22 protein-coding genes (1 of these 22 running past the window's edge) are annotated in these 17,966 nt (G+C 68.7%); 10 read left to right on the forward strand and 12 right to left on the reverse strand.

Annotation, left to right across the window (positions count from 1 at the left end):
* The first annotated feature begins 21 nt into the window (after window positions 1-21).
* Window positions 22-516 (forward strand): nucleoside deaminase, encoded by a 495-nt coding sequence (locus tag RAH40_RS15175; RefSeq protein ID WP_306598408.1) that lies wholly within the window; start codon window positions 22-24, stop codon window positions 514-516.
* 27 nt (window positions 517-543) lie between these two features.
* Here the strand turns inward: RAH40_RS15175 and fsa are convergent, their stop codons facing one another.
* Window positions 544-1,191 (reverse strand): fructose-6-phosphate aldolase, encoded by a 648-nt coding sequence (gene fsa / locus RAH40_RS15180; RefSeq protein ID WP_306598409.1) that lies wholly within the window; start codon window positions 1,189-1,191, stop codon window positions 544-546.
* Between the two features lie 152 nt (window positions 1,192-1,343).
* Here fsa and thyX point away from each other — a divergent pair, with 152 nt between their 5' ends.
* Genes thyX through RAH40_RS15195 form a run of 3 tightly spaced genes read left to right on the forward strand, consistent with a single transcriptional unit; the run spans window position 1,344 to window position 3,767 of the window.
* Complete coding sequence (gene thyX / locus RAH40_RS15185) at window positions 1,344-2,024, forward strand: FAD-dependent thymidylate synthase (protein ID WP_306598410.1); 681 nt, start codon at window positions 1,344-1,346, stop codon at window positions 2,022-2,024.
* The gene (locus RAH40_RS15190) at window positions 2,021-3,226 is read left to right on the forward strand and encodes an aminotransferase class V-fold PLP-dependent enzyme (RefSeq protein ID WP_306598411.1); all 1,206 of its coding nucleotides are present in this window, start codon (window positions 2,021-2,023) and stop codon (window positions 3,224-3,226) included. The genes thyX and RAH40_RS15190 overlap by 4 nt, the downstream gene beginning before the upstream one ends.
* Window positions 3,227-3,260: 34 nt before the next feature.
* On the forward strand, window positions 3,261-3,767 hold the full coding sequence (locus RAH40_RS15195; RefSeq protein WP_306598412.1) for a DUF192 domain-containing protein: 507 nt from the start codon (window positions 3,261-3,263) through the stop codon (window positions 3,765-3,767).
* On the opposite strand, the gene pssA is transcribed toward RAH40_RS15195, so the two are convergent.
* Entirely contained in the window at window positions 3,768-4,610 is an 843-nt protein-coding gene (gene pssA / locus RAH40_RS15200) for a CDP-diacylglycerol--serine O-phosphatidyltransferase (protein WP_306598413.1), read from the reverse strand.
* Window positions 4,611-4,738: 128 nt separating this feature from the next.
* Between pssA and RAH40_RS15205 the strand changes: the two genes are divergently transcribed.
* The 3 genes from RAH40_RS15205 to mnmG are packed head-to-tail and all read left to right on the forward strand — an operon-like array spanning window position 4,739 to window position 7,248.
* Window positions 4,739-5,125: a hypothetical protein gene (locus RAH40_RS15205; protein WP_306598414.1), complete on the forward strand. Its 387-nt coding sequence runs from the start codon at window positions 4,739-4,741 to the stop codon at window positions 5,123-5,125.
* Window positions 5,118-5,342: a YtxH domain-containing protein gene (locus RAH40_RS15210; protein WP_306598415.1), complete on the forward strand. Its 225-nt coding sequence runs from the start codon at window positions 5,118-5,120 to the stop codon at window positions 5,340-5,342. The genes RAH40_RS15205 and RAH40_RS15210 overlap by 8 nt, the downstream gene beginning before the upstream one ends.
* Window positions 5,343-5,373: 31 nt before the next feature.
* Complete coding sequence (mnmG, locus tag RAH40_RS15215; RefSeq protein ID WP_306598416.1) at window positions 5,374-7,248, forward strand: tRNA uridine-5-carboxymethylaminomethyl(34) synthesis enzyme MnmG; 1,875 nt, start codon at window positions 5,374-5,376, stop codon at window positions 7,246-7,248.
* A gap of 55 nt (window positions 7,249-7,303) precedes the next feature.
* Here the strand turns inward: mnmG and galU are convergent, their stop codons facing one another.
* From galU to RAH40_RS15230, 3 genes are read right to left on the reverse strand one after another with little or no spacing between them, the layout of a single operon-like run.
* Complete coding sequence (gene galU, locus RAH40_RS15220; RefSeq protein ID WP_306598417.1) at window positions 7,304-8,182, reverse strand: UTP--glucose-1-phosphate uridylyltransferase GalU; 879 nt, start codon at window positions 8,180-8,182, stop codon at window positions 7,304-7,306.
* Between the two features lie 6 nt (window positions 8,183-8,188).
* Window positions 8,189-9,787 (reverse strand): sensor histidine kinase, encoded by a 1,599-nt coding sequence (locus RAH40_RS15225; RefSeq protein ID WP_306598418.1) that lies wholly within the window; start codon window positions 9,785-9,787, stop codon window positions 8,189-8,191.
* Window positions 9,784-10,683 carry a CHAD domain-containing protein gene (locus tag RAH40_RS15230; RefSeq protein ID WP_306598419.1) on the reverse strand — a complete coding sequence of 300 codons (900 nt, stop codon included), beginning with the start codon at window positions 10,681-10,683 and terminating at the stop codon, window positions 9,784-9,786. The genes RAH40_RS15225 and RAH40_RS15230 overlap by 4 nt, the downstream gene beginning before the upstream one ends.
* An 81-nt stretch (window positions 10,684-10,764) precedes the next feature.
* On the opposite strand from RAH40_RS15230, the gene uvrA reads away from it, so the two are divergent.
* Window positions 10,765-13,596, forward strand: a complete 2,832-nt coding sequence (gene uvrA, locus RAH40_RS15235; RefSeq protein WP_306598420.1) for an excinuclease ABC subunit UvrA — start codon at window positions 10,765-10,767, stop codon at window positions 13,594-13,596.
* A gap of 2 nt (window positions 13,597-13,598) precedes the next feature.
* Here uvrA and RAH40_RS15240 read toward each other — a convergent pair whose 3' ends face one another.
* From RAH40_RS15240 to RAH40_RS15260, 5 genes are read right to left on the reverse strand one after another with little or no spacing between them, the layout of a single operon-like run.
* Window positions 13,599-13,748 (reverse strand): hypothetical protein, encoded by a 150-nt coding sequence (locus RAH40_RS15240; RefSeq protein ID WP_306598421.1) that lies wholly within the window; start codon window positions 13,746-13,748, stop codon window positions 13,599-13,601.
* 21 nt (window positions 13,749-13,769) lie between these two features.
* Window positions 13,770-13,949 carry a hypothetical protein gene (locus RAH40_RS15245; RefSeq protein ID WP_306598422.1) on the reverse strand — a complete coding sequence of 60 codons (180 nt, stop codon included), beginning with the start codon at window positions 13,947-13,949 and terminating at the stop codon, window positions 13,770-13,772.
* A gap of 21 nt (window positions 13,950-13,970) precedes the next feature.
* On the reverse strand, window positions 13,971-14,240 hold the full coding sequence (gene csrA, locus RAH40_RS15250; RefSeq protein ID WP_306598423.1) for a carbon storage regulator CsrA: 270 nt from the start codon (window positions 14,238-14,240) through the stop codon (window positions 13,971-13,973).
* A gap of 14 nt (window positions 14,241-14,254) precedes the next feature.
* Window positions 14,255-15,037: a flagellar assembly protein FliW gene (fliW, locus tag RAH40_RS15255; RefSeq protein ID WP_306598424.1), complete on the reverse strand. Its 783-nt coding sequence runs from the start codon at window positions 15,035-15,037 to the stop codon at window positions 14,255-14,257.
* A 59-nt stretch (window positions 15,038-15,096) separates the two neighbouring features.
* The gene (locus RAH40_RS15260) at window positions 15,097-15,984 is read right to left on the reverse strand and encodes a hypothetical protein (protein ID WP_306598425.1); all 888 of its coding nucleotides are present in this window, start codon (window positions 15,982-15,984) and stop codon (window positions 15,097-15,099) included.
* 52 nt (window positions 15,985-16,036) lie between these two features.
* On the opposite strand from RAH40_RS15260, the gene RAH40_RS15265 reads away from it, so the two are divergent.
* Window positions 16,037-16,306 (forward strand): TMEM165/GDT1 family protein, encoded by a 270-nt coding sequence (locus RAH40_RS15265; RefSeq protein ID WP_306598426.1) that lies wholly within the window; start codon window positions 16,037-16,039, stop codon window positions 16,304-16,306.
* On the opposite strand, the gene RAH40_RS15270 is transcribed toward RAH40_RS15265, so the two are convergent.
* Complete coding sequence (locus RAH40_RS15270; protein WP_306598427.1) at window positions 16,296-16,802, reverse strand: peroxiredoxin; 507 nt, start codon at window positions 16,800-16,802, stop codon at window positions 16,296-16,298. The two genes, RAH40_RS15265 and RAH40_RS15270, sit on opposite strands and share 11 nt — an antisense overlap.
* A gap of 46 nt (window positions 16,803-16,848) precedes the next feature.
* Window positions 16,849-17,565: a 16S rRNA (uracil(1498)-N(3))-methyltransferase gene (locus tag RAH40_RS15275; RefSeq protein WP_306598428.1), complete on the reverse strand. Its 717-nt coding sequence runs from the start codon at window positions 17,563-17,565 to the stop codon at window positions 16,849-16,851.
* A 38-nt stretch (window positions 17,566-17,603) separates the two neighbouring features.
* Between RAH40_RS15275 and RAH40_RS15280 the strand changes: the two genes are divergently transcribed.
* Window positions 17,604-17,966 carry the 5' portion of a TerC family protein gene (locus tag RAH40_RS15280; RefSeq protein WP_306598429.1) on the forward strand. It continues 585 nt past the right edge of the window, so 363 of the gene's 948 nt are visible here — the first part of the coding sequence; the start codon lies at window positions 17,604-17,606; its stop codon lies beyond the right edge, outside the window.

The following is a 17,966-nucleotide window of genomic DNA, read 5'->3' on the forward strand; positions in this document are numbered from 1 at the left end:
CAACGAAACGGAGGTTTCCCCATGGTCGACCAGCCCGGACCCACGTCCGCCCAGATCCTGCGCCATCTGCGCCGGGCCAACGCCATCGCCGCCCGGGCCGTGGCCATGGGCCACCACCCCTTCGGGGCCCTGCTCGTGGCCCCCGACCACGAGACGGTTCTCCTGGAGCAGGGCAACGTCAGCACCGTGAACCACGCCGAAAGCGTCCTGGCCCGCACCGCGGACATGAACTTCTCTTCAGACTATCTCTGGGAATGCACGCTTTACACCACTGTGGAGCCCTGCGCCATGTGCGCGGCGACCCAGTACTGGGCCAATATCGGCCGGCTGGTCTACGGCCTGGATGAGCGGCGCCTGCTGGAGCTGACCGGGGACGACCCGGAGAACCCGACCATGGACGTGCCGGCGCGCTACATCTATGCCCACAGCCAGAAGGCGATCCAGGTCACCGGGCCGGTCCTGGAGGTGGAAGGGGAGATCGCCGAACTGCACCGGGGCTTCTGGAAGAGGACGTAGATCCTTCCTCGCCGAGGAAAACAGGATCTATCGGCCGCTCTTCTTCCAGTCGGCCAGGAAGCCTTCGATGCCCTTGTCGGTCAGGGGATGGGCCAGCATCTGGTCGAAGACCTTCGTGGGGATCGTCGCCACGTGGGCGCCGGCCAGGGCGGACTCGGTGACGTGGCGGGGGCTGCGGATGGAGGCGGAGAGGACGTTGGTCTCCAGGTCGTAGTTGGTGAAGATCGTCACCAGGTCCTCGATGAGCTCCATGCCCACGGCGTTGATGTCGTCCAGGCGGCCCACGAAGGGGCTCACGTAGGTGGCGCCGGCCTTGGCGGCCATGAGGCCCTGGGTGGCGCTGAAGCAGAGGGTGACGTTGGTGCGGATGCCCTCGGCCTTGAAGGCGTGGGTGGCCTTGAGGCCCTCGGCGGTCAGCGGCACCTTCACCACGACGTTCTTGTGGATCTTGGCCAGGAGGCGGCCCTCCTTGATCATGGTGGGGGCGTCCAGGGCGATGACCTCGGCGGAGATGGGGCCGTCCACGATGGCGCAGATCTCCTCGATGATCGCCTCGAAGGGCTTGCCGGATTCCTTGGCGATGAGGCTGGGGTTGGTCGTGACGCCGTCCAGGATCCCCCATTCGTTGATGCGCTTGATTTCGCTGATGTTGGCAGTGTCGATGAAGAATTTCATGGGGTCTCCGGTGGGGCCTGGAGGTCGCGCGCCCCGTCGACGTCGGGACCGGCCGGGGCGCGCGGGGTTCGCCTGCCAAGCACCCCCATTCTCGCAGGTCCCCGGGGGCGCAGGAAGTGGCCCTGGTTACAATGGGGCTCAGGAGACCTCCCATGCCCTTGACCGAACTGGCCGTCCTGGACCGCGGATTCGTGAAGCTGGTGGACCACATGGGGTCCGACCTCAGCGTGGTGAACGCCGCACGGGTGTCCTTCGGAAAGCGCAAGGAGGTGTACGACGAGGCGGACGGCAAGCTCATTTCGTACCTGGCCGAGCACGACCACACCTCGCCCTTCCGGCACACGGCTCTAACTTTTCATGTGAAGGCACCGATCTTCGTCTTCCGGCAGTGGATGAAACACCGCATTGCCAGCGAATTTAATGAAATCAGCGGCCGCTATGTGGAGTTCCCAGAAGATGAATTCTTTGTTCCCGAGACCTTTCGCCGCCAAGCCAAGGTGAACAAGCAGGGATCCGAGGGCCAGGTGGACGGCGAGGCGAGAGACCAGGCCCACGCCCTGTTCCTGGACGCCTGCCGGAACGCCGTCGCCCAATACAAGAAACTCATCAGCCTGGGCGTCTGCCGCGAGCAGGCCCGCTGCGTGCTGCCCCTGGGGCTCTACTCCGAGGTCTACTGGACGGTCAGCCTCCAGGCGGCGGCCCACTTCATCCGGCTGCGCACCGACGGCCACGCCCAGTGGGAGATCCAGCAGTACGCCCACGCGGTGCGCCGCATGGTCGAGGAGCTCTTCCCCAACTCCCTCAAGGCCCTCCTGGAGAACGTCCACCCGTGACCCTCCCGCCCCTCAATCCCGCCCTGTTCCACCTGGACGCCGACCACCTCTGGCTCATGCACTGCTCCGAGGGACCCGTGCCCCGGTCGGTGGTGCGCAGCATCCGGGCCTACCTCCACAAGGAGCTGTGGCCCTGGGAGCTGAAGTGGAAGGAGGACTACCTGGGCATCCCGGACGCCCTGCGCCGGGAGGCCGCCAGGATCGTGGGCGGCGAGGCCGCGGACATCACCCTCACCCCCTCCACGTCGTCGGGCCTGGTGGCCGTGGCCCAGGGGATGCGCTGGAGCCGCGGGGACGAGGTGGTGGCGCCCCTGGGGGAGTTCCCCACCAACATCTGGCCCTGGAAGGCCCTGGAGGCGCGCGGCGTGCGGTTCCGGGAGATCCCCCTGTGGGAGGGGCACCAGGCCGGGGCCGCCGCATGGAGCTCCACGCCCCCCGCGGCCGGGGACGACGTGGAAGCCCGCCTGCTGGCCGCCCTGGGCCACTCCACCCGGGTCCTGGCCGTTTCCTGGGTGCGTTTCCAGGATGGCCTGAGGCTGGACATCGCCTCCCTGGGCGCGGCGTGCCGGGCCCGGGGGGTCCATCTGGTGGTGGACGGCATCCAGGGCGCCGGAACCCTGCCGGCGGACCTGTCGGGGGCCAGCGCCTTCGCCTCGGGCGGGCACAAGGGCCTCCTGGGCCCCCAGGGCCAGGGGTTCCTGTGGACCGACCCGGCCTTCCGCAAGGACCTGATCCCCCTGGGGTCCTGGATGTCGGTGGAGGAGGGCACCGCCTTCGACCGCGCCTCCACGGACCACGACCGCGCGTGGCTCGCGGACGGCCAGCGCATGGAGCCGGGGACCCTGAGCATCGTCTCCTGCGCCGGGGCCCTGGAATCCTTCCGCACCGTGAACGAGGCCGGCATCCCCGCCATCGCCGCCCACATCCGCCTCCTGCAGGAGCGCTTCCTGGAGGGGCTGGCGAAGAACCCCGCCTGGGCCGGGGAGGCCGGGCGCCTGCGGACCTTGCTGGAAGCGGGGCGCCTGGGCTCCATCCTGAGCCTCCACCACGGCGGCCGCGGACCGGCGGCCATGCACGAACTCCTCATGAAGGGCATGCGGCGGGGCGTCTACGCCTCCGTGCGGGAAGGCTACCTGCGGGTGGCCTTCCACGGCTGGCACGAGCCGGAGGACGTGGAACGCGTGGTGGATTGGCTGGAATAGTCGCTCTACCATGGAGGGTCGCCCCGGAGAATCCATGACCCCACTGCTCCTCAGCCTGCTGCTCGCCGCCGCCCCGGTGGTTCCCGACGGGGGGACCGTCGTGGCCAAGGGCCAGAGGTTCCTGGCCGAAGTGGCGCGCACCCCCCAGGAGCAGGCCCTGGGCCTCATGCGCCGGCAGTCCCTGGCCAAGGACCGCTGCATGATCTTCCTCTACCCCGAGGAGGGCAACCGCAGCATCTGGATGAAGAACTGCCTCATCTCCCTGGACGTGGCCTGGGTCAGGGAGGACGGCACCATCGTGGAGACCGCCGAGGCCGTGCCCCCCTGCTCCCCCATGCGGGGCGACGACTGCCCCACCTACGGCGGGGCCGTGCTGTCCCGGCACTTCGTGGAGTTCCCCTCAGGCACCCTCCGGCGCCTGGCCCTGCGCAAGGGGGACCGCCTGGGATGGAGCCTGGTCCTCAGTGACGGCGCCACCGTCACCGGCGGCCTCCCGGTGCCCGCCGAGGGCGCGAAGCACAAGAAGGGCAAGAAGAAGTAGCTACCCGACCGGGACGTCGGCCTCGGGGACCTTCTTGACGGGGGGCTCGACGCCCCTCCACCCGGTCCTCCAGGCCAGGTTCATGGCCAGGGAGCCCAGGATGAACGCCGCGAAGAAGTAGACGAAGAACCGCTCCCGCAGCACCGGGATCATGGCCAGGACGAAGAGGATGGCCAGGGTCAGGAGCCGGGCCGCGCCCGGGCTCGCGGAGCGCTTCTTGAAGCTGGGGAAGCGCACGGTGGAGACCATGAGCAGGCCCACCAGGACCAGCAGGGCCGCAAATACGTAGGCCACCCACGGCCGGGTGGGGGCTTCGGGCCAGCAGAGGATCACTGCGGCGACGCAGGCGGCGCCCGCGGGGATGGGCATGCCCACGAAGAAGCGGGAGTCCACGAACCCGACCTGGACGTTGAACCGGGCCAGGCGCAGGGCCCCGCAGGCCACGAAAAAGAAGGAGGCCCCCCAGCCCACGGCGCGCAGCTGGGGATCGGCCAGGCCGAGCTGGAAGAACCCGTAGCGGTAGGCCAGGATGGCGGGGGCCATGCCGAAGCTGAGGACGTCGGCCAGGGAATCGAGCTGAACGCCGAATTCCGTGGCGGTATTGGTGGCCCGGGCGACGCGGCCGTCCAAACCGTCGAATACACCGGCGGCGAGGAGCAGGCCGGCGCCCCACAGGAAGTTGACGCCCGGGTGGTCACCCGCGGCGTTGATGGACATGACCACGCTGGAAAACCCGCAGAGGACGGACAGCAGCGTGATGGCGGAGGGCAGGGCGAACTTGGACCGGGCCACGACCCGCCGCCGGCGCTCCCGGCGCTCCTCAGGGTTCATTTTCTGTTTCATGTACCCGATTCTCCCACTAAACCCTTGTGAGGCGTGCGAGCAAATTTACCAGTCCGGCTCCGGCACCGATTATGCTGGCAACCCCCTGGAACCCTGCCTACATTGGGAAGACTTGACTGGAGGGATCCATGGACAGGGTGCTGCAATTCGTTCTGGTGGTGGTGCTTCTGGTCCTGACGGGGTTCATCGTTCCCCTCCTGCTCCAGCTCATGCGCACGGCCAAGGCCGTGGAGGCGCTGGCCGAGAGCGCCCGGGAGGACCTGCGGCAGATCTCACGGGACGTGCACCAGACGCGCGAGAGCCTGGACCGGGTGACGGGCCTGGTGGAACGGAGCCTCGAGTTCCCGGCGACCGCGGGAGGCCTGGCCGTGGCCCTGGTGCGGTCCCTGACCGGCCTTTTGGACCGCGGGCCCTCACCTTGGCTGGAGGCCCTCCTGACAGCGGTGAAAATCGGCATATCTTTCTTCAAGCGGCCCCCTGGGGACGCCACTGAAAAGGAGACGCCACATGAGTGATTCAAGGGATACCACGGGTTCCACGCTGCTGTTCTTTCTCCTGGGTGCCGCGGTGGGCGCGGTGGTGGTGGCCCTCACCACCCCGAAGACGGGCCGGGAGCTGCGGGGCGACCTCAAGGACATGTCCAACAAGGTTCGCGACAAGGCCCGCCGCCTCGGCAACGAGATCTATTCCAACGCTGCCGACGGCGTGTCCGACGAGGCGTCCCGGGGCTGATCCCGTATAGACTGGGTGCCGTGGGGCATTCATGCAGCTGGTGGTCATAGGAGGCGGGCACGCGGGCATCGAGGCGGCGAACATCGCGGCCAGGATGGGGATGCCCACGGTCCTCCTCACCATGAATCTGGACCAGCTCGGCCAGATGAGTTGCAACCCCAGCATCGGCGGGGTGGGCAAGGGGCACATGGTGCGCGAACTGGACGCCCTGGGCGGTGCCATGGGCCGGCTCGCGGATGCCACGGGCATCCACTTCCGCATTCTCAACGCCAGCCGCGGGGTGGCCGTGCGGGGCCCCCGGGCCCAGGCCGACCGGGTCAAGTACCGCACCGCCTCCCGCAACCACCTGGAGCGCCTCCCCGGCCTGCGCCTCGCCCAGGGCCTGGCAGCCGAGCTGAAGTGGGCCGGGGGCCGGCTCTGCGGCGTGGACCTGGTGGACGGCTCCTTCCTCCCTTGCGACGCGGTGGTGGTCACGTCCGGCACCTTCCTGAACGGCAAGGTCCTCATCGGGGAGCGCAAGCTGGATTCCGGGCGCGCCGGGGAGCCCCCCTCCACCCATCTGGCCCAGCAGCTGCGGGCGCTGGGACTGCGTTGCCGGCGCCTGAAGACCGGCACCAGCCCGCGGGTCAACGCCGACACCATCGACTTCAGCCTCCTCGAGCCCCAGTGGGGGGACCCGGTGCCCCGCCCCTTCAGTTTCTTCAGTCCGGGGATCCACCAGCGGCAGGTGCCCTGCCACATCGTGCACACCACGGCGGAGACCGAGCGCGCGGTGCGGGAGAACCTGGGGCGGTCCTCCATGTACGGGGGCCACGTGGAAGGGGTGGGCCCGCGCTACTGCCCCTCCATCGAGGACAAGTTCGTGAAGTTCCCCGGCAAGGACAGCCACCAGATCTTCGTGGAGCCCGATTCCCTCGAGACCCGGGAGATCTACCTGGCCGGCCTTTCCACCTCCATGCCCGTGGACGTCCAGGAACGCATGGTGCGAAGCCTCCCGGGCTTCTCCCGCGCCGAGATCCTGCGCCCCGGCTACGCCATCGAGTACGACAGCTTCGACCCCCTCCAGCTCACCCGGGGCCTCCAGGTGAAGGACCTCCCGGGCGTCTGGTTCGCCGGGCAGATCAACGGCACCACCGGCTACGAGGAGGCCGCGGGGCAGGGCCTCATGGCCGGCGTCAACGCCGTGCGGAGCCTGCGCGGCCAGGAGCCCGTCGTCCTGGGGCGGGACCAGGCCTACATCGGCGTCATGATCGACGACCTGGTCACCAAGGGCACCGACGAGCCCTACCGCATGCTCACTGCCCGGGCCGAGCACCGCCTGGCCCTGGCCTGCGACCTCGCCGACGCGCGGCTCCTGGACGTGGCCCGGGAGGTGGGGGCCCTGTCCCCCGGGGAGCTGGCCACGGTGGAGGCGCGCATGGATCGCCGCGTCCGCCTGCGGGAGCAGTGCGAGGCGGCGTGGGTGGCCCCCACCTCCCCCTTCGGCCCCGTCGCCGTCCGGGCCGGCCTGACCCTGGCCTCGGGCATGACGCTGCTGGACCTCCTCCGGCGCCAGCAGATCACCCCGGAGCTGGCCGACGCCGCCCTGGACCTGCTGGACGGCTGGAATCTTCCCCAGGAAGGCTGGGATCCCGACTGGGAGCGGGACATCCTGCTCTTCGAGACGCGCTACCAGGCCTTCCACGAACGGGAGACCCGCCTTCTCCAGGGCCAGCGCGCCTGGGACCACGTGCGGATCCCCGTGGACTTCCGGGTGGAGCACCTGCCCGGCCTGAGCACGGAAGTGAAGGAGAAGCTCCAGCGCCACCGCCCCGAGACCCTGGGCCAGGCCTCCCGGATCCCCGGCATCACCCACGCCGCCGTGACCCTCCTGCACCTGCTCCTGGAGCGGAACCGCCCCGCCTGAAGTCAGGTATTTTCCCTTCTCGCCGAGGCAGCCGAGGTTCGCCGAAAAAGCTCGGTCAACCCAGTCTTTTCACCAGGTCCTTCAGATACTCCAGGAACGGCTCCCGCAGGTCGTCCCGCTTCAGGGCGAACTCCACGTTGGCCTTCAGGTAGTCCAGCTTGTCCCCGGTGTCGAAACGCCGCGCCGGGATGGGCGCCGCCACCAGTCGCCCCGCCTCGGCCATGACCATCAGCGCGTCGGTGAGCTGGTACTCCCCGCCCACGCCGGGCTTGATGCGGGCCAGGTGCTCGAAGACCTCGGGCAGCACCACGTACCTCCCGACCACGGCCCACCGGCTGGGGGCATCCTCGGGCCGGGGCTTCTCCACGATGTGGTCGACGTCCCACCAGGGCAGGCCGGGGGATCCCGGCCTGCTCACGATGCCGTAGCGGGACACGTGGCTCTCGGGCACCTCCTGCACGCCCACCACGGACTTGCCCGTGGCCTCGTAGGCGGCGATGAGCGCGCCCAGGGCGGGGTCGTCCTCGTCGAAGACGTCGTCGCCCAGGAGGAGGGCGAAGGGCTCGTCCCCCACGGCGTGCCGGGCGCAGAGCACGGCGTGGCCCAGGCCCAGGGGCTCGCCCTGGCGCACGTAGGAGAACTGGCCCAGGTGGGTGATGCCCTGGACGAGCTTGAGGTCCTCGCTCTTGCCCCGCCGGTCCAGGGCCTCCTCGAGCTCGAAGGCCACGTCGAAGTGGTTCTCGATGGCCTGCTTGCCGCGACCCGTGATGAGGACGATGTTCTCGATCCCGGCGTGGATGGCCTCCTCGACCACGTGCTGGATGACGGGCTTGTCCACCAGGGGCAGCATCTCCTTGGGCTGGGCCTTGGTGGCCGGCAGGAACCGGGTTCCCAGGCCCGCGACGGGGATGACGGCTTTCCGGATCTTCTGCATGGCCAATTATGGCATGGCGGGGAGGGGGAAGCGCATGGTGGTGCCCTTGCCCTCCTCGCTCTCGATGTGGATCTCGCCTCCGTGGGCCCGGATGATCTCGCGGCAGATGGCCAGCCCCAGGCCGGTGCCCTTGCCGTCGGGCTTGGTGGTGAACATGGGCTTGAAGACCTTGGGCAGCACCTCCGGCGGGATGCCCATGCCCGTGTCGGCGAGGCTCACCAGCCAGCGGCGCCCCTCGGGGTCGGGCTCCACCGTCAGGTCAAGACGGCCCCCGTCGGGCATGGCGTCCACGGAGTTGTTCACCATGTTCAGGAAGAGCTGCTCCATCTGCTTGCGGTCAACGTGCAGCACGCAGGGATCCGGCGCCTGGAGGCCGAAGGTCACCCCGTGGCTGGCCAGCGTCGGGCTCCAGAGGCGCTGGAGATCGGCCATCAGGGGCCCCAGGGGCACGGGCTCGGGGTGGATCCGGGGCCGGCGGGTCGTGCTCATCATCTTCCGGACGATGTCCCCCACCCGCTCGATCTGGCCGCGGATGACGCCCAGGCGGTCCCGGGTGCGTTCGGAGACGTCGCTCTGCCCCTCCAGGAGCTGCAGGTGGCTGTTGACCAGGTTGAGCGGGGTTCCCACCTCGTGGGCAAAGGCCGCCGTGAGCTGGCCGGCGACGGCCAGCCGCTCCTGCTGGCTCAGCTCCTCCCGCAGCAGGGCGTTGCCCTCCATGAGGTTCTCGAGCTCCTGGTTCTTGGCCTGGAGGGCCGAGAGGGCGTCGTGGATGCGGTTCTGGAGGCCTGCGTTGAGGCCCTTGATCTCGGCGATGAGCTGCTCCCGTTCCAGGGAGGCGCGCTCGAGCTGGGCCGCCATGAGGTTGAAGCGGTTGGCGATGATCCCCAGCTCGTCGTTGCTGCGCACGTCCGTGCGGGCCGAGGGATCCCCCCGCTCCAGGCGGGTCATGGCGTCCGTGATGCTGCGGATGGGCTCGGTGACCACCGTGGCTAGGATCACCCACAGCAGGATGAACTCGCCCAGGAGCACGAAGGGAAGCCTGACGTAGGTGTTCCGGAGGTTGTGGTCCCACACCGTCTCCCAGTGCTCCAGGTCGCAGTAGGTGCGGATCAGGCCCAGGGGCGGCTGGCCCTTCTTGGGATTCTTGATGGGCAGGTAGAACTTCCAGGCCCGGTTGCCGGTGTTGAGGTCCACCAGCTCGGCCTGGGGCCCGCCCCGCATGTAGCTGCCGATCTCCTTGCCGAAGGTCACCCCCGCGTCGTCCGCGGAGGACGTGACCAGGGCCACCTCGTCGGCGCCCTCCCGCCTGAACACGTCGATCTGGAAGATGCTGCGGTCCTCGCCCGCCAGGCCTTCCAGGAGCTCCTCGAGGGCGCGCTGGTTCTTGAAGTCGTGCAGGTCCTTGTCCCAGCGCTGGAGGATCTCCGTCTCCACCACCGACGAGGTCTCCCAGGCCAGGTTCCGGGTGTAGTTGAGGATCTCCCGGCGGCTGTTGCGCGTGATGGAGTAGGCCACGGCGATGGTGAGCAGGCTGGTCACGAGGGCCGTGACGATGAAGAGCTTGGCGTGGAGGCTGCGGAACCACCCCAGGGGGACGTATTTCATGGGTTCCCTTCACCGGGCAGGCCGAGGCCCTCCCTCAGCGCGGTCCTGAACGCGGCCAGCGGCATGCCCGCGGCCGCGATCCGGAACCGCTCGTAGGCGCCCAGCCGGGCTTCGCCCACGTAGGCCAGGAGCTCCAGCGTCCCCGAGGCGAGCCGGGCGCGGCTCCTCGCCGCCAGGCCCTCGTAGAGATCCTGGAGGAGCTCCTCCAGCATGGCGAGGTCATGGTGCTCCCCCAGGGCCGTCTGGAGTTCCTTGAGCTGTCTGAGCCGGGCCTCGGGCGGGGCCTCGAAGGCCGCTCCCAGGACCTCCAGGGCATAGCGGAACCGCTTGACCCGGATGCGCGCCGCGTGGAGGGCGGGCGGGTCCTCCCGTTCCAGGAGCCCCGGCAGGGGCGAGAACGCCGCCTCCAGCCTCGGGTCCAGCGCGTCCCAGACGTCCGCGGCCAGGTTTCCGGGAAGGAAGGGGTCGGGAAGGCTGGGCACCTTGAGGAGGTCGGGCAGGCGCTTCAGGGAGAGGCCCTCCAGGTCCCGGGCCATGGCGCGGCGGGCCTTGCCCCGCTTGGCTTCGAGCACCTCCAGGGCGTGCTCCAGGGCCGAGCCCGTGGCCAGCCCCGGCACCGCGAGGCGCTCCAGCCACGCGCTGTGCACGTCCAGCTCCCGGGTCAGGCCCAGGGCCCGGGTGAGCTCGCGCAGCCTGCGTCCCTGGCGCCGGAAGCCGGGGTACAGCTCGGGCCGCACCAGATCGAGGACGCTCCGCAGCCTCCGGGAGCCCACCCGCACCTGATGGAGCCCTTCGGGGTCCTGCTGCCAGGCCGGGTCCGCCAGGAGCCCGGCAAGGTGGTCCACCCGCGCCTCCAGGGCGCGGTGCAGGAGGATGCTGAGTTCCAGGGCATGCATGTGACCATCATAGAGAAGAAATAATCCGCACGCCGTTCCCGGATGCGAAATTTTGGCGTAAAATCCCTGGACGAGGTACGGATGGACAGCATCAACATCAAGGGCGCCCGGGAGCACAATCTCAAGAACGTGGACCTGGTCCTTCCCCGGAACAAGCTGGTCGTCATCACGGGGCTGTCCGGCAGCGGCAAGTCGAGCCTGGCCTTCGACACCCTCTACGCCGAGGGGCAGCGGCGCTACGTGGAGAGCCTGTCCGCCTACGCCCGCCAGTTCCTGGACCAGATGGAGAAGCCCGACGTGGACAGCATCGAGGGGCTGTCCCCCGCCATCTCCATCGAGCAGAAGACCACCAGCCGCAACCCGCGTTCCACCGTGGCCACCGTCACCGAGATCTACGACTACCTTCGGCTCCTCTTCGCCCGGGTGGGCCAGCCCCAGTGCATGGCCTGCGGCCAGCCCATCGCCAGCCAGACCATCCAGGAGATGGCGGACCAGATCCTCGCCCAGCCCCAGGGGATGAAGATCCAGGTGCTCGCCCCGGTGGTGCGCGCCCGCAAGGGCGAGTACAAGAAGCTCCTGGCCGACCTGATGAAGCGCGGCTACATCCGGGCGCGGGTCAACGGGGCGATGCTGGACCTCACCGACGGCGTCCCCGACCTGGACAAGCAGAAGAAGCACACCATCGAGGTGGTCATCGACCGCCTCAAGAACGCCGAGGGCATCAGCACGCGCCTGGCCGACAGCCTCGAGATCGCCTGCAACCTCGCCGAGGGCTCCGCCCTGGTGGACCTGGGGGGAACCGAGCGCCTCTTCTCCTCCAAGCTCGCCTGCAACAACGCCAAGTGCCAGCGCTTCGGCATGGGCATCCCGGACCTGGAGCCCCGCTCCTTCAGCTTCAACTCGCCCTTCGGGGCCTGCCCCACCTGCGACGGCCTGGGCTTCAAGCGCCAGTTCGCCGAGGAGCTGATCGTGCCCAACCCCGAGCTGAGCATCAGCCAGGGCTGCATCGTCGCCAGCGGCTGGAAGTCCGCCGGGGAGGACGGGTGGCGGGCCCAGTTCCTGGGCCAGCTCTCCAAGGCCCTGGCCTTCAGCCTGGACACGCCCTGGAAGAAGCTCTCCGCCGACGTGCGCCGCGTGCTCCTCTACGGCCTGGACCGCAAGATGAAGTTCGTCTACCAGAACAAGGGCAACCGCTACGAGTTCATGCACAACTTCGAGGGCGTCGTGGGCAACCTCGAGCGCCGCTACCGGGAGACCTCCAGCGAGGAGATCCGCGCCGAGATGGAGGAATCCATGCGGATCACCCCCTGCGAGGCCTGCGACGGCACCCGGCTCAAGCCCGAGATCCTGTCGGTTTTCGTGGGGGGCCTCCACATCGCCGCCGTGAGCGCCATGAGCGTGCGGGACGCCCGGGTGTGGTTCGGGAACCTGCGCCTGGAGGGCAAGGACGCCGTCATCGCCGGCAAGGTGTTCAAGGAGATCAACGAGCGCCTGGGCTTCCTGGACGACGTGGGCCTGGGCTACCTGACCCTGGACCGCTCCGCGGCCACCCTCAGCGGCGGCGAGGGCCAGCGCATCCGGCTGGCCACGCAGATCGGCTCCAAGCTCCAGGGCGTCATGTACGTCCTGGACGAGCCCAGCATCGGCCTCCACCAGCGGGACAACCAGAAGCTGCTGAACACGCTCAAGGAGATGCGGGACCTGGGCAACACCGTCCTGGTGGTGGAGCACGACCTGGAGACCATCCTCGCCGCCGATCACGTGGTGGACCTGGGTCCCGGCGCCGGCGAGCACGGCGGCTACGTCGTGGCCCAGGGCACCCCGGAGGAGATCAGGCGGAGCGAGGCCTCCATCACGGGCCACTTCCTCTCCGGCAGGGAATCCATCGCCGTGCCGCGCAAGCGCCGCAAGGCCACCCGCGGCCACATCCAGGTCACCGGCGCCCAGGAGAACAACCTGCGCAAGGTGGACGCCGCGTTCCCCATCGGCCTGTTCACCTGCGTCACCGGCGTCTCGGGCTCAGGCAAGAGCACCCTCGTGAACGAGATCCTCTACAAGGCCCTGGCCAACCAGCTGCACCAGGGCGCCCACGTGGTGGGCAGGCACAAGGCCATCAAGGGCCTGGAGCACGTGGACAAGGTCATCGACATCGACCAGGCCCCCATCGGGCGCACCCCCAGGAGCAACCCCGCCACCTACACCGGGCTCTTCACCCCCCTGCGGGACCTCTTCTCCCAGCTGCCCGAGAGCAAGGCCCGGGGCTACACGCCCGGCCGGTTCAGCTTCAACGTCAAGGGCGGCCGCTGCGAGAAGTGCGAGGGGGACGGCGTCCTCAAGATCGAGATGCACTTCCTGCCCGACATCTACGTCACCTGCGAGCAGTGCAAGGGCAAGCGCTACAACCGGGAGACCCTGGAGATCCACTACAAGGGCCACAGCGTCTCGGACGTGCTGGCCATGACCGTGGAGGAGGCGCTGGCCCTCTTCGGCCCCATCCCCGTGCTGGCCAACAAGCTCCAGACCCTGTCGGACGTGGGCCTGGGCTACATCCGGCTGGGCCAGAGCGCCACGACCCTGTCCGGGGGCGAAGCCCAGCGGGTCAAGCTGGCCCGGGAGCTGTCAAAGCGTCCAACCGGGCGCACCCTCTACATCCTGGACGAGCCCACCACGGGCCTCCACCTCAAGGACATCCAGAAGCTCCTGGAGGTCATCGGGCGCCTCATGGACGCCGGCAACACCGTGGTCGTGATCGAGCACAACCTGGACGTCATCAAGACCGCCGACCACATCCTGGACCTGGGCCCCGAAGGGGGCGCCGAGGGCGGCCTGGTCATCGCCACCGGCACCCCCGAGGAGGTCTCCCGGAACAAGGCCAGCGTCACCGGCCGCTATCTGCGGCCCTATCTTAAATAATTCTAACCCTTGGTGTCGATCGTCCTGCCCAGGTGGGCCGGGGGCGGAGCCTTGGGGGCCTCCGGAGCCTTCTGCTGGGCCTGGACGGGGGCCTGCTTGGGCGTCTCCACCTTCGCGGCCTGCTGGTGCTGCTGGATGCCGGTAACCTTCATGCGAACCCCCTGGAAAAGCAGTCAAGCGGATGTGTCGATGGTGCGGCCAACGCCGCCGGAGCTGTCGATGAGGCGGGCCAGGTCGGCGCCCTCGGTCCGGGCCATGTCCAGCACCTTGCGCTCCACGCCCACGCCCAGGGCGGACCGCGTCAAGGCCGCCTGCTGGCCGATGATGCTTTCCACGGAAAGGCCTGCGTCCACGGGAGTGCTCCTGAACTGAGCTTATCGGTCCTTGACGGGCTTCACTTTAGGCAAACGCGCACGCAACAGCGCAGCGGCGTCCTGGAGGGAGAGTTCTCCGCCCTTGATCTGGGCCGTTGCCGCCCGGTTGACCTCGGCGATCGCATCGAAAACCTCGCGTCGGTGGACCTGCACCTCCTTGGGCGCCTTGATGCCCAGGCGCACCCCATCCTTGCTGACGCCCACAACCAGAACCTCGATATTGCCATTGATAATGAGCGATTGATCCAGCTTCCGGGTGATGACAAGCATGGGGACCTTTCAGGCTACTTGTCCGAAATAACGGGAAACTTGAGGGGGAACTGCTCGGTGTTCAGCACCACCTGCCGCCCCTGGCGGGTGCGCAGGTTGATGAGGATGGGGCCGGCCAGGTTGGCGGTCATGTGCCGCGGGTCCTCGGGAATCACCACCAGGGCCAGCACCAGGGCCTCGGAGGGGTCCTCGATGGCGAGGGCCTTGGCGTCCTCCCCGGACAGGGGAACCTGGTAGTCGATCTTGATGGCGGCCACATCGATGCACACGAAGTGGATGTCTTCCCGGTCCATGGGCTGGAGGAACTTGAGGGGGTAAGCGTCCGAGGGCTCGAGCAGCATGAAGCGCCGGAGCTCGGCGAAACCGATGAGCCCGGCGGGAAAGGCGATCTCCCCTTCGTCCCGGGGAAGGAACACCGGGTACTGCAGCGGGAAGACCCGGGTGTCGAGCTGGGCCTGCACGCCCTTGCGGGTGCGGGTGTTGATGACCAGCGGCCCCGCGAGGTTGGCCGTCATGCGGCGGGGATCCTCGCCCGGCACCACCACGATGACGAGGACCAGGGCGTCCTCGGGCTTCTCCAGGGCCAGCGCCTCGGCATCCTCCGGGGAAAGCGGAACGTCGTAGTCCAGCCTCACGGTCGCCGCGTCCATGCACGCGAACGAGATGTCCGGCGAGGCCACGGCCTGGAGGAACTTGAGGGGGTAGGTCCCTTCCGGTTCGAAGACCCGGAATTCCGTCAGCGCCGGGAAGCCCGCGAGGGCCCTTGGGAAGGTGACGACGTAATCTTCCTGACTCATCCGCGCTCCTGGGGCATGGTGGTGATCCATCATCCCATCGACCGCCAGCCCCGGGCCTCTTAATTCGAGTCGAACACCGCCCAGAGTTCGTCCAGGCGGGTGCGCCTGAACCTGGGGTTGGGGATGCACCGCTCCAGGGCTTCCTTGGACCGGGGGGGATGCTCCAGCCGTGCGAGGATCCAGCGGTTGCCCAGCTCCATCACGGCGGCCACGTCCCCCTGGTTGCCCCACACGTGCCGCAGGTGCGTCAGGCGCCGTGCCCTCTCGACGGCCGCCTCGCCCAGGCCCATGTGGCGGACCTTGTCCACCACCGGGTGGTCGCTGGGGGGCCGGTAGCTGCGCACCCGCTGGATGGTGCGCCGCATCTCGCCGGGCAGCTGCGCCAGCCTCGGCCCCACCTCGGGATCCTCGCGCTTGGCGTCGGCCTCGGCGGCCAGGGTGCGCAGCAGGGGCAGCAGCAGGGCCGCGTCCCGCGCCGCGTAGCTGATCTGGGCCTGCCTCAGGGGGCGGTACATCCAGTTGGAGTCCTGCTCCTCCTTGGGGATCTCCACGCCCAGCTTGAGGCGGGCCATGGTCTTGAGTCCGGGCTGGGGATAGCCAAGGGTGCGCGCCAGGAGCATCGTGTCCATCACCGAGGAGGGCACCACATCGTAGATGCGCTTGAAGACGATGCCGTCGCCGGAGAAGTCGTGGACGATCCAGGGAACCTCCGCCATGGCCTCCAGCGTGGGCTTCATCAGCTCCGGGATGGCGATGGGGTCGACGAGCCAGGACCGGTCGTGGGTGGCCACCTGGAGCAGCGCCAGCACGCAGTGGTGGAAGCCCGTCAGGCTGCATTCGATGTCCACCGCCAGCAGGTTGGCGGCGAACCAGTGGGGCAGCGCCTCCGCCAGCGTCTCGGGCGAATCCACGTACGAGGTTGGGAGGTCGAAGTGAGCCAGTGACATCCCTAGAGTGTGCCCGAAATTCGGATCGTCTAGACTGGCAAGGGAGAATTCGATGGGCAAATCACTGTTCTGGGCCACTTTTGTTACGGTCTTCCTGGCCGAGCTGGGCGACAAGACCCAGCTGGCCGCCATGACGGCCACGGCGCGGTCCGGGGCGCTCCTCACGGTCTTTCTCGCCGCCAGCGCGGCCCTCGTGTGTGCCACGGCCATCGGCGTCCTGGTGGGGGGCGCCCTCTTCAAGGTCATACCGGAACATATGGTGAAATACGCCGCCGGCACCGCCTTCATCGCCGTGGGGATCTGGGTCCTCGCTAAAGGCTAGCCAGGGCCCGGAGCACCTGCTGATCGTGCTCCGCGGCCTTGACGTCCGACAGGATCTCCCGGATGACCCCGTCCCTGCCGATGATGAACGTGACCCGCTTGGCGATTCCCATCACCGGCATCCGCACCCCGTAGGCGTCGATGATGGCGTGCCCGGGATCCGCCAGGATCGGGAAGGGCAGGTGGTACTTCTCCGAGAAGGCCGCGTGGCTCGTCACGTCGTCGGCGCTCACGCCCAGGACGACGGCGCCCTTCGCCTTGATCGCGGCGAAGCCGTCCCGCAGGGAGCAGGCCTCCTTGGTGCAGCCCGGCGTGTCGTCCTTGGGGTAGAAGTAGAGCACGACGGTGGATTTCCCGGCGAAGTCGGCCAGCTTGACCATCCTGCCGTTCTGGTCCTGGGCGCTGAACGCCGGCGCCGGCATTCCGGGCTTCAGGCCGGCCGCGGAAAGGGACAGGGCGGCAAGGGCGGTCGCGAAAAGTGTTCGAATGCTGGACATGCGCCTTCCTCCACTTGTTTGGATGCCGGGAATGCGGACCCGTTCCTCAGTCGGGGAGCTGGAAGCGGATGGCTCCGAGCAGGGCCACGGGGCAGGTGACGGCCCTCAGGATGCTGCCTCCCAGGGTGACGGCCTTCCAGCCCGCTCCCGCCAGGGCCGCGAACTCGGTATCGGTGATCCCGCCCTCGGGGCCGCTGGTGAAGGCGATGGGGCCCGGCACGGGCCGCGGGTTGCCCTCCCCTGCGCGAACCTCGTAGGCGACCCAGCGCTGGGGCACGTCCACCTGCAGCAGGGCCTCGAAGGCGGCGGGCTGCCCCAGGGCGGGGATCCGGGAGCGGTGGCTCTGCTCGCAGGCTCCGCGGATGATCCGCTGCCAGCGCTCGAACCGCGCGAGGGTCTTGGCGGCGTCGTATTCGCTGCGCTCGTAGGCCACCGGCTGGATGGAGGTTGCGCCCAGCTCCACCAGGCCGGGCAGCACGTCGTCCAGGAGCGAGAGCTGGGCGGTCAGGGGGACCCAGGCCTGGATCGGGAAGGCGGGCTCCCGGTGCTCGTCCAGGGGCCTGACGAGGCGGGCCACGGCCCGGTCCTTGTTGATCTCGGCCAGGTCGGCCTTCCAGGGCCCCGAGGGCAGCACGAGCTCCAGCGCGGCCCCGGCGCCGAGGCGCAGCACCCAGAGGTGCTTGGCCTGGGCGGGTTCCAGGGGCAGGAGGGAGCCCTCCCTCGGGGAGGCGGCATGGGTGAGGAAAAAGCGTGGGAGGCTCATCCTGGCATCTTCCTCTAAACTGGGCGTCTGGAGGCAACTTGTTCCACGCACTGCTCGATTCCGCACCCTGGTGGGCCTGGCTGGGGTTCCACATCCTGGTCTTCGCCATGCTGGCCCTGGACCTGGGGGTATTCAACCGCTCGGCCCATGAGCCGACGATACGGGAGTCCGGGATCTGGTCCGCCGTCTGGATCGCCCTGGCCCTGGCGTTCAACGGCGTCATCCTCATCTACATGGGGCCCGTCCACGCCGGGGAGTATCTGGCGGGCTACCTCCTGGAGAAATCCCTCAGCGTCGACAACCTCTTCGTCTTTGTCCTCGTCTTCACCTCCTTCCAGGTTCCCCGCAAGAACCAGCACCGGGTCCTCTACTGGGGCGTCATGGGCGCCCTGATCATGCGG

It is taken from the genome of Geothrix sp. 21YS21S-2, assembly GCF_030846775.1.
Lineage (GTDB): Bacteria > Acidobacteriota > Holophagae > Holophagales > Holophagaceae > Mesoterricola.